Annotated in this window: 6 protein-coding genes; all 6 read left to right on the plus strand. The window is 38.8% G+C overall.

Going from position 1 to position 11,743, the window contains the following annotated elements; translation table 11 throughout:
• Positions 1–229 precede the first annotated feature (229 nt).
• Complete coding sequence (locus tag GXM17_RS14550) at positions 230–1,678, plus strand: sulfatase-like hydrolase/transferase (RefSeq protein WP_163400054.1); 1,449 nt, start codon at positions 230–232, stop codon at positions 1,676–1,678.
• 29 nt (positions 1,679–1,707) lie between these two features.
• Entirely contained in the window at positions 1,708–3,699 is a 1,992-nt protein-coding gene (locus GXM17_RS14555) for a glycoside hydrolase family 97 protein (RefSeq protein WP_163400055.1), read from the plus strand.
• A 122-nt stretch (positions 3,700–3,821) separates the two neighbouring features.
• Positions 3,822–5,339, plus strand: coding sequence for a sulfatase family protein (locus tag GXM17_RS14560; RefSeq protein WP_163400056.1), 1,518 nt, complete (start codon positions 3,822–3,824; stop codon positions 5,337–5,339).
• A 31-nt stretch (positions 5,340–5,370) separates the two neighbouring features.
• Positions 5,371–8,043, plus strand: coding sequence for an endo-acting ulvan lysase-like protein (locus tag GXM17_RS14565; RefSeq protein WP_163400057.1), 2,673 nt, complete (start codon positions 5,371–5,373; stop codon positions 8,041–8,043).
• Positions 8,044–8,056: 13 nt separating this feature from the next.
• Positions 8,057–10,840, plus strand: a complete 2,784-nt coding sequence (locus tag GXM17_RS14570; protein ID WP_208796444.1) for a heparinase II/III domain-containing protein — start codon at positions 8,057–8,059, stop codon at positions 10,838–10,840.
• Positions 10,841–10,863: 23 nt separating this feature from the next.
• Positions 10,864–11,733, plus strand: a complete 870-nt coding sequence (locus GXM17_RS14575) for an alpha/beta hydrolase (protein ID WP_163400058.1) — start codon at positions 10,864–10,866, stop codon at positions 11,731–11,733.
• The last annotated feature ends 10 nt before the right edge of the window (positions 11,734–11,743 follow it).

Genomic DNA, 11,743 nt, shown 5'->3' on the forward strand with positions numbered 1-11,743 from the left:
AATTGAAAATCATCGAATACCATATTAATATTTTAACCGATGAGATAAACACCAATGATGATATGCGACCCGAGCTTTTGCGAAAAGGCGAAGCAATTACATATGACCGTTAAAAAACAATAAATATCAACATATGAAATCGCCATTAACTAGCAGTTTGCGCAAGCAAACACCAATGAGTAAAAGGGCGATAACATATGTGACCGCTTGAAAATTAAAATTTATACATATGAAACTTAAAATAGCGTCTCTTTTTTTTCTAATTACCGTGGTTTGTTTTTCGCAACAAAAAACAACTGCTGCAGGGAGTCAACCCAATATTGTGGTGTTGTTGTGCGATGATTTGGGCTATGGCGATTTGTCTTCTTTTGGACATCCCATCATCAAGACGCCTAATTTGGATAAGTTAGCCAAAACAGGAATAAAACTGACTAATTTTTATTCGACCGCTCCGGTTTGTTCACCATCACGCGTAGGCTTGCTCACGGGTAGAAGTCCAAACAAGGCTGGGGTATATGACTTTATTCCAGGTGTTAAAAAAAGTGACGACCTAAGAGATTTAGTCCACCTTCAAGCACACGAACAAACCATTCCTGCAATGCTTAAAAGCGCGGGTTATGCGACCTGTTTGGTAGGAAAATGGCATTGCAGTTCTCGCTTTAATTCGAAAGCACAACCACAACCTAACGATTTTGGTTTTGATTATTGGATGGCAACCCATAACAATGCGGTTCCAAGTCATAAAAATCCCAATAACTTTATTCGAAACGGTCAAGAGGTGGGCGAAATAGAAGGCTTTAGCAGCCAAATTATAGTGAGCGAAGCCATCAAATGGCTGGATAATAAAAAAGATCAAAAACCTTTTTTCTTAGAAGTAACTTTTCATGAGCCGCATGAGCCAGTGGCTTCACCAGAAGATTTGGTTCAAAAATATTTGCCTTTCGCAAAAACCAGGGAACAAGCGGAATATTTTGCCAACGTAGAAAATGTAGATATTGCAGTAGGTCGTTTGATTGCCTATTTCGAAAAAAATAAAATTACGAATACCTTAATTGTGTTCAGTTCGGATAACGGTCCTGAAACCTTATTGCGCTATGGCGACAAAGCCAAGCATTCTTACGGTTCGCCAGGAGAATTAAAAGGAATGAAATTATGGACGAATGAAGCTGGTTTTAGAGTACCAGGAATCATTAACTGGATAGGTCATAAAACCTTTACGGGTACTTCGGACAAGGTGGTTTCTGCCTTAGACTTTTTGCCCACTTTTGCAGAATTGGCTGGAGCCAAATTGCCAAACAGAACCTTGGATGGCGAATCGTTTAGCTCCCTTTTGAAAAATGGGGAATTCAACCGTAGTAAACCGCTTATTTGGGCTTTTTATGATGCTATCAACGATCGTAAAGTGGCCATGCGAAAAGGCGATTGGAAAATCATGGCTAGTATTGAAGTCGATGGTAAGATCATACCGAATATCCATAATTTATATGATGGAAACGAAGCTTTAATGAAAAACGCCAAATTGACCGATTTTGTATTGTTTAATTTGAAAAAAGACATAAGCGAATCCGAAGATGTATCTTCAAAAGAGCCTAAGATTTTTACAGAAATGAAAAAAGAAGTAGAAAAGCAATATAAGGATTTAGTAAACGAAAGCCATTATTGGACCCGTAATGAATAGTTAAATTGCTATTCCAAGAAAAAAATAAAATGAATAAAACCTACCTAAAATATAGTGCGCTGATTGTGTTTACGCTAATGGTATTCAATAGCTGTAAAACGGCTTCGGATACTATTGAATTAAAATCACCTGATACCGATAAAAAAATTACGTTTTATCAATCCAAAAATGAAAACGGAATTCAATTTTCAGTAAACTATGGAAAGCAAGAAGTGCTTTTGCCGTCTATACTGGAATTGATTTCGACCGAATTGAATTTTAAAGGAAAATGTACCATTTTAAACGTAGAAAAATCCACGGTTAACGAGAATTGGACTTCCCGATTTAGCGAACTGAGTACCATTCCAGACCACTACAATCAAATAAAAGTTTCTGTAAAATTAGGGGAAACCCAATTGACGGTGATTGCTAGAGCTTATAACGAAGGAATTGCTTTTTCGTATGAGATTCCAAAACAGCAAAATCTTACTCAAATTGGCTTGAGCGAAAATATTTATTACAATTTTAAAGAAGATTATCCGGTTTGGTCTACACCCAAAAGAGAAAAAGCAGTGCTAACTGCTCAAGGAAAATACCGAAAAATTCCAATGACTCAATTGGAAGAAGGTGCTGAACGCCCTTTGTTGATTGAAATGGGCGAGGATCTTAAAGTAGCTTTGGCAGAAGCCAAATTAGTCGATTATGCTCGTTTGAGTTACAATAAAAGTTCGGCTTCTAAATACAGTATTGTATCTTCTTTGGATGGCATTATGGGCAAAGCTAAACAAGATACTATTTCGGGAGCGGTGATTTCGGAAGCTAAAAAAGACGGGAATAAAGTCTATAAAAAATTGCCTTTCCAATCGCCTTGGCGCGTGATTATGATGGGGAAAAGTAGAGGCGAATTGTTAGAAAACAATTATATCCTTCAAAATCTAAACGATCCTTCTCAAATAGCCGATGACTCTTGGATTAAACCAGGAAAAGTACTTCGCGAAACGACCTTAACTACCCAAGGAGGATTGGCAGCTATCGATTTTGTGGCGAGTCATAACATGCAATATGTGTTGTTTGATGCGGGCTGGTACGGCAACGAAATGGATGATAAATCCGATGCTACCACGGTTACCTTAGACCCAAAACGTTCCAAAGGACCTTTCGAAATTGAGACAATTACCAAATATGCCAAAGAAAAAGGAGTGGGAATCATTTTGTATGTGAACCGCAGGGCATTAGAAAAACAATTGGACGAAATTTTGCCTTTGTACAAAAAATGGGGTGTAGCAGGAATCAAATATGGTTTTGTGAGAGTGGGCGACCAAGACGCGACCAAATGGCTACACGAAGCGATAAAAAAAGCAGCCCAATACGGAATGGTATTAGACATTCACGATGAATACCGACCTACAGGTTTCTCCAGAACTTATCCTAATTTATTGACCCAAGAAGGAATCAGAGGGGACGAGGAAACCGTTCCTAACGAACATACTTTAATCACGATGTTTACGCGTATGTTAGCCGGAGCGGCTGATAATACCGTTTGTTATTATAGTCCAAAAGTGAAAGCAATGGGTTCTAATGCTTCGCAATTGGCCAAAACGATTTGTTTGTTTAGTCCGTTGCAGCATTTGTATTGGTATGATAAACCAGCGGCCTCTCCTGAAAAATTAGACGGACTTTGGGGCGATACCAAGCACATTGGCAACGAACCCGAATTAGAGTTTTTCAATAACGTACCAACCACTTGGGACGAAACTAAAGTATTGGTTGATAAAATAGGCGAATTAGGAGTCATTGCTCGTAGAAAAGGAGACGATTGGTATATCGGTGGCATCAACGGGAAAACTGCATCGAATCTTTCTTTGGATTTTTCTTTTTTGGATGCCAATGAGGTTTATCAAACGACCCTTTATACCGATGATGAAGCCGTAAAAACCAGAACGCATGTCAAAATTGAGGAAAAAGAGTTGACCAGAACGTCCAACTTAGACCTAGCCTTGAAAAGCAACAATGGTTTTATAATGCGATTAATTAAAAAATAGAAATAAATATTGATTTAATATATAGGAGTATGAAATGAGCATGGCTAAAAATTTGGTCGCAAACACCAATGATGATATGCGAATTACATATGACCGATAAAAAAAACAATAAATATCAACATATGAAAATAAAAAATATTGTAACCGCCGCCGTTTTAAGTTTGAGTGTGTTGGGAGTGAACCACCTAACAAATGCTCAAAATAAAAAAGCAATAGACTTAAAATTAAAAGAAATTAAAGGAACCAAAAAACGCAACGTGATTTTCATTTTAACAGATGACCATCGCTACGATTTTATGGGGTTTACTGGAAAAGTGCCGTGGCTAAAAACACCTAATCTCGACCGATTGGCCAATGAAGGAGCCCACATGAAAAATGCCTTTGTAACCACTTCTTTATGTTCGCCAAGCCGCGCCAGTATTTTGACAGGACAATATTCTCACGTGCATACCATTGTGGATAATGTGGCGCCGGATCCAGGAAATTTAGCCTATTTTCCACAATATTTGCAAAAAGCAGGTTATCAAACGGCTTTCTTTGGAAAATGGCACATGGGCGACCATAACGACAAACCGCGTCCGGGCTTTAATCATTGGGAAAGTTTTGCAGGACAAGGCGATTATTATGCACCTAATTTGAACATCAACGGTAAAAACATTCAGTATGATGACAATACCTATGTAACGGATTTATTGACTGAACATGCGGTAGAATGGTTGGATAAAAGAGATAAAGAAAAACCATTCTTTATGTATTTATCACACAAAGCGGTTCATGCGATGTTTTTCCCAGCCAAGCGCCATAACGGCATGTATGCAGGGAAAAAGATTGATAAACCAGATAGCTATACACAAACGATTGGTTCTGAATATAAAAAATTAAACTGGCCGGATTGGGTAAAAAGACAACGTGATAGCTGGCACGGTGTGGATTACATGTATCACGGAACGGCAGACGGAACTTTTGACGACTTGGTACAACGCTATTGCGAAACCTTGATGGGTGTTGATGACAGCGTAGGAACGGTTTTAGAATGGTTGAAAGCCAATGGCATAGACGATTCTACCATGATAGTGTATATGGGTGATAATGGATTTAGCTGGGGCGAACACGGTTTAATTGACAAACGTCATTTTTACGAAGAGTCAGTTAAAGTACCGATGTTAGTACGTTGTCCTGAACTTTTTAAAGGCGGAATTACGGTGAATAAAATGGTACAAAATATCGATATTGCTCCGACTGTTTTAGAATGTGCAGGTCTTGAAAAACCCGCTTATATGCCTGGAAAATCGTTTGTTCAATTGTTGCAGGGCAGAGAGGTAAACTGGCGCGACAAAATATTTTATGAGTATTATTGGGAGTATGATTTCCCAATGACACCAACGGTTTTTGGTGTACGTACCGATAAATATAAATACATCCGCTACAACGGAATTTGGGATACGAATGAATTGTATGATCTTGAAAATGATCCCAACGAATTGGTCAATTTGATCGATAAACCAGAGTTGCAATCCTTAATTAAAGAATATGCCAATAGTTTATACGATTGGTTAGAAAAATCCGATGGAATGCAAATTCCGTTGAAACGCAATGTATTCCATAGAATTGGAGATTACGAACACCCTGATCAATATTAATTTTAATAATAAAAGATAATTATTACTCCCCATGAGATTGATAAAACTAACCTCTTTCCTATGTACCCTGTTTTTTATAACAGCCAACAGCCATGCTCAAAAAGTAGGCAGTCATCCGCGTTTGTTTGTGGAACAAAATGACAAAGCCGCTGTATTGCAAAAAATAGAAACAGAAGAATGGGCTAAAAAATCATGGGAAAAGTTATTATCCGAAATTAATCCCTATGTCAATCGCCATGTGAGTGATCCCGAGTGGATTGTTTCGCGATTGGCGATGTATTGGAAAAAAGGCGAACATTACACCCAATGCTATATTAAAAACCAAAATTGGGATTACGGCGAAGGCAACGCACCTATTCCTACAGTGCGACTACCCGGTATGCGTACCTGGAATGATTATGTGAATGTGCCTTTAGCAGACCGAATTCCGTATAATGAAACTGGGGATTTGTTAGGGATCAGTCGTTCGAAAAGCGATAAAACACCGGTTTTGATTCCGTATAAAGAAACGGGGCACATGATACGTGCCAATAATATGGAGATTTTGCAATTGGCTGAAAAAGCTTCTTTTGCTTATTTCGTAACCCAGGAAGAAAAATACGCTAAATTCTCCGCCGATATTTTATGGACGTGGTTGCTTGGGACCTATTATATGAATCCACCCCTTGACCCACAAAAATCTTCGGGTGGTCGTGGTGGTTATGAAAAAGGTGGAATTTTAGGATATTACGATTACGAAGTAATTCATGACGACCGACAAATTCCGACAGCGGCCATCTATGATTTTGTACACGATTATATGGTGCAACATCCGCATCCGCATTTGAAATCGATGCAAAAATCGACCGAAGAGGTAGCGGGAACGGTTTTTAAACGTTTTATCGAAATCGACTTGATTCGTGGTGGTAAGGTTGGGAATTGGAACGTGAATCGTTACAAAAACATCATCGGAAGCATGCTCGTTTTAGAGTCCAATGATTTTTATGCGGACAAAAAAGGAAAAGAATACTACATCCCGTTTTATACTGAAGATAGACCGTCGGATAATTTTGCTGGTTTGCCTGTTATTATGGATTTCTATAACAAAGAAACTGGTTTATGGCCGGAATCACCGGGTTATGCTACGGGCATGATTCCTACGGTTTTGGATATGGGATTGCAATTGTATCGCGCAGGAGTCAATACGCTAGCAGGAAATCCTATTATATTGAAAGCCGCTATGGCTAATTTAGGTTGGCTGGACGCTCGCGGAAATTTGGTCGTCTTTGGTGATATGCGTGGGGGAGCGGCCGATATGTCTTCTTTTGAATCGCTATTGACGTATTCGACCTGGGAAAAAGACCCTGAAACGGCTAAAACAGTGGCAACTGTTATTCGCAAAAGCGTCGCCTCAGGGCAATACGACCGTAATAAATCCGATTGGAGAGGGATTGTTTTAAACCAAAGTTTACCCGAATCTCCTAGCGATTTGCCGTACCACAATGCGGCTTATTCAGAATTTCACAGGCACTTAATTATGCGTAACGGCAATGACGAAAAAAATGGTTTGATGTTTACCTTATACGGTGGGAAAAACAAATCACACCTTACGGCAAATGGCTTAGCGATGCAGTTTTACGGCAAAGGTTGGGCTATGGCGCCCGATGCTTCGGCTTACGAATCCTATTGGTCTTCGGATGCGCCTTATCATCGTGGGATTTTAGGTTCAAATACTATTGTGCCGGGTTATGCCGAAGGCGAAATTACCATCAATGCGATGGATCCTAAAACCGATAAAGGTTCTTTTTATAATAGCGCGACAATCTCCAATCATTGTTCGTTTGCGGATGTTTCAGCCAACGAAAAACGTCGCTTGGTGGCTATGGTACGCACTTCTGAAACTACGGGTTATTATGTAGATATTTTTAGAAGCAATCAAGCAGATAATGATTATATTCATCATAATTTAGGGAATTCTGCAGTGTTAGAAACAGCCGAAAAGACACCCTTAGCTTTGCAAAAAACAAATGATTTAGGAACCAAATATGCCAAAGAATATTCTTTTTTTACGAACCAACAAAAAGCGACTTATTCAAATGATTTCAGCGCTACTTGGACCACAACAGCGGTTTCTCCCGCTTTGCAGACGAGTATGTGGATGATGGGACAAAAAAACAGAGAATTGTATTTGGTAGATGCTCCTCCGACTACCCTGCGTACGGATGTTACGCCCGGGCAAGTGAACAAAAGTCCTGACTCAACACCTACTTTAATCGTGCGTCAAAACAATAATAACGGTGAAAAAAATCCTTTTGTTGCTGTTTTTGAAAACTATAATGAAGGCGAAAAAAACATTGATAAAATTGAAAAAATCGCCAATTCAGATCATTTTGTGAGTATTGTGGTGACTTCTAAAAACAGTACCCAATTCATTTGCAATGCGACGGACAACCAATTGTATCAACCTACGAAAGGGTTAAAATTTCAAGGTGTTTTTGGAATCGCTTCTGACGAAAATGAAAAATTCCAATATTTGTATTTAGGAAAAGGAAAAGCATTAGAAAAAGACGGTTTCAAACTAGAAGCGGTTAACGAAACCGTTTCAGCCGAATTAGTATTTGAAAGTGGTAAATATTATTATTCAGCTGACCAAGCGGTTTTGATTCAGTTGAAAAAAGGTAAAGCCAAAGAATATCCAGCGGGATATCACATTGAAATTAAGTAAGAGCCATCTAAAAATGAAGAAATTATTGCCCCTTTTAGCGGTGTTATTGTTGATGATTCCATTATTTTCTATGGGACAAACGGCTTCGCATCCTAGAATTTTTACCACCAATGCCGATAAAGCCCAGTTTTTAGAAACCTTAAAAACGGTGGCTTGGAAAAACAGTTTAGTGGAATCTAAAAAAGCCAAAGTTGAAAAGTACATCGCTATTTGCGAAAAAGATCCTACTTGGTTAGTGTCTCGCTTGCAAATGAATTGGAAAACCAAGCACAGCAAAATATTTTTAAAAGGTGGAAAATTTGACCATTCTGTAGGGAAAGCTCCTGTGCCGACTGTTCGTTTTTCAGGAACAAGAGACTGGGCTTCGGATTATGCACGTCCGAAGTTGGAAGATGTGATTCCGTATTTAGACGATCCGAGAGGACTTTTTTTAGCAAATAAAAAAGGGGTTAAAGAGTGGGTTCATCCGTCAAAAGTGGGCTTTACCATTGAAAAAATCAACGAACAAATTATGGATTTGGCAGCCGATGCCGCTTTCCTATATTGGGTTACGGGTGACGAAAAATACGCTCGTTTTGCCAAACCGGTTTTCGAGACCTACATGGAAGGTATGTACTATCTGGAAGCGCCTGTTGATTTGGAAAATGGAAATCAACAACGCATTTCGGGCTTAACCACCTTTGAGGTGATTCACGAAGGAATATTGGTGAAATTGGCCACGACTTACGACTTTTTGTATGATTTTATAAAAAAAGAAAAAGTCAATATGCCGCACTGTGAAGCCGTTTTTCAAAAATGGGGAGACCAAATTATCGTGAACGGAATTCCAGACAACAATTGGAACCTATTCCAAGCGCGTTTTTTGATGTATGTGGCGCTGGTGCTAGAGGATAACAGCCATTATAAAAATGGTAAAGGCCGTGAATATTATTTAGACCATACCTTCACCACATCTACCGAAAGACAGTTGTCTATCAAAGAATCCTTGTTGGTTTACGACCAAGAAAACGGAATGTGGCCGGAATGTGCCACTTATTCGGTGCATGTGATTCAGTCGTTGTTGGATATTTTTACCTTGTTGGATCATTACACTAATAACAATGAATTATCCCAATATCCAATTGTCGAAAAAGCTGCTTTGGCTTCGTTCCAATATTTATTTCCGAATGGATATATGGTAGGTTTTGGCGATTCGAGTCACAAACCTTTGCCACCTGAAAATTTCGAATTGTTAATTTCAAATTATCGAAAGTATAAAAACGAAGAAAAAGAAACATTGCTATCCGGTTTGCTACAGCAAATGATTGCCAATGGCGAATACAAACGAAAAGCAGATGATTTGTTTGAATTGTTTTTTTATGTAGACAATTTAAAAGCTGCTAGCTCAAAAGACGGTTTGGCCGAATTGACCACGCCAACTTTTTATGCTTCGAATGTGAGTATGTTTAATCAAAGAGTAGGTGTTGGAAAAGCCGCTACAATGGTTTCGACAGTCGGGTCTTACGGAAATCATTCGCATGCAAACGGAATTGCGATGGAGCTGTATGCCAATCAATATGTTTTAGGGCCAGATGCTGGTAAAGGGCCTAGTTATTGGCACACCGACCATAACAATTACTATTCGAAATTTCCAGCTCACAACACCGTAGTGGTCGATGGAATTTCCGATTATGGGGCGATGAGAGGGTGGCATCCGTTTAAATTGGAGAATTATTTTCCTAAAGTAGGTGAGATTCCTGCTTTTGATAAATTAACCTTTGCTAATGTTTCTTTTTTTGAACCCAAAGCTAAAGCAAACCAACAGCGCTTTACGGCGATAATCAAATCGAACTCGAATCAAAGTTATATTCTAGATGTTTTTCGGTCGAAAAAACAAAATGATGGAAAACAACGACACGATTATTTTTACCATAATTTAGGGCAAACACTTGAAATATTAGACAACAATTCAAAAGCTGTTAATTTGACCAATACCGATGATTTTGGTTCTAAAAATGGCGACTTAAAAGCATACGATTATTTAAAAGAGAAAAAGAAAATCGAAACGGCTAATGATGTACAAGCTCTTTTTAGACTAAAAGCCAAAGGACAAGCAGATCATTTGATGAAATTGTGGATAAAAGGCAGTGATAATCAAAGCATCTATACAGCCTTGGCACCCAAATCCAATGCGATTAGCAAAGGAACTGCACCATCGGAAGTGCTGAATGACCCGATGCAAACGTTGATTATAAAGCGTGAAGATTCGGCTTGGGACAATCCTTTTGCAATAGTGTATAATCCGTATATTGAGGGAGAAAAAAATCCGATTACGGCGGTAAAATACAGTTCGGTTAAAGAAAACCCTAGTACGCAATTGATTGAAGTGCTTTTAGATGATAAAAAAACAGTGGATACTATTGTTTTGAATACCAATGATGAAGCGATAACAGCACAAGATCATTGCTACCAAAAAGGACTTTTTTCTATTAGTAGAAAGGAAAAAGAGGCTACCGCAATCAGCTATTTGTTTGTTTCGGGGATGTATAAGTTCGAGCAAAATGGCTGGGGCATTACGGCTTCGGGTGAAGCTGTTTCGGTATCGATTGAACGTTCTGGAAATTCCTTCGTTATAGAAAGCGATGGGCCTGTGTTGTTGCAAGTTCCTTTTTTAGAAGGTAAAAAATTGGCAAAAATCAATGTGTATGAAAATGATACAGTAGTCGATACCAGAGAAGGGCAAATCAACAGAGCCAATCCAGAGCAACTCGAATTTAGATTGTCCAAAGCCACTAAAAAAGCCGTGATTGTTTTTTAATGATAAAAGAGAAACTATTTTACATGAATAAATTTTTAACGATACTCATTCTAAGTGTGTTGACTTTTACAACAGCAAAAAGTCAAAGCCAGACAGCTTTAAAAACAAAGCCTGTTCAGGAATTGGTGTATAAAGAAGCGAGCGGTAGACTTTTAAAACTGAGTTTTTACCACCCCGCTGATTTTGATGCCAACAAAAAATACCCAACAATGATTTTCTTTTTTGGCGGCGGCTGGATTGGAGGAAGCATCACCCAATTTGAAGACCAAGCCCTCTATTTTGCTAGTAGAGGAATGATTACGATTTTAGCCGATTATAGAGTAAAAAAAACGGACAATACAAGCCCTTTTGACGCAGTAAAAGATGCAAAATCAGCGATGAGGTATATTAAAATACATGCAAACGAATTGCATATTGATACGGATAAAATCGTCGCAGCAGGCGGTTCTGCGGGCGGTCATTTGGCAGCAGCAACCACTTTACTTTCGGGACTAAACGAAGAAGGCGAAGATGTTTCCATTAGTACAAAAGCCAATGCGTTGGTCTTGTTTAATCCCGTGATTGATAATGGGCCTAATGGTTATGGATACGAGCGAATTGGCGATAGGTATATGGAAATTTCGCCGCTTCATGCTATTGAAAAAGGGGCGCCGCCTACCATATTCTTTTTAGGTACTAAGGATAAGCATATTCCGGTTGCAACAGCCGAAGCATATAAAGCAAAAATGGAAGCCATAGGTAGCCGCTGTGACCTTTTTCTTTATGAAAATCAAGAACATGGTTTTTTTAATAAAGGAAAAAAACAAGGCGATAAATATTATATCGAAACAGTTCGTCAATCGGATTTGTTTTTAGCATCCCTAGGCTTTTTAAAAGGAAAACCCACTATATAACTAACCAAGA

The sequence above is a fragment of the Flavobacterium fluviatile genome (genome assembly GCF_010645065.1).
GTDB classification, from domain to species: Bacteria; Bacteroidota; Bacteroidia; order Flavobacteriales; family Flavobacteriaceae; genus Flavobacterium; species Flavobacterium fluviatile.

Bases quoted from the DNA above. Each gene is read 5' to 3' on its own strand.
- GXM17_RS14550 (WP_163400054.1), top strand. From the start codon at position 230: ATGAAACTTAAAATAGCGTCTCTTTTTTTTCTAATTACCGTGGTTTGT.
- GXM17_RS14555 (WP_163400055.1), top strand. From the start codon at position 1,708: ATGAATAAAACCTACCTAAAATATAGTGCGCTGATTGTGTTTACGCTA.
- GXM17_RS14560 (WP_163400056.1), top strand. From the start codon at position 3,822: ATGAAAATAAAAAATATTGTAACCGCCGCCGTTTTAAGTTTGAGTGTG.
- GXM17_RS14565 (WP_163400057.1), top strand. From the start codon at position 5,371: ATGAGATTGATAAAACTAACCTCTTTCCTATGTACCCTGTTTTTTATA.
- GXM17_RS14570 (WP_208796444.1), top strand. From the start codon at position 8,057: ATGAAGAAATTATTGCCCCTTTTAGCGGTGTTATTGTTGATGATTCCA.
- GXM17_RS14575 (WP_163400058.1), top strand. From the start codon at position 10,864: ATGAATAAATTTTTAACGATACTCATTCTAAGTGTGTTGACTTTTACA.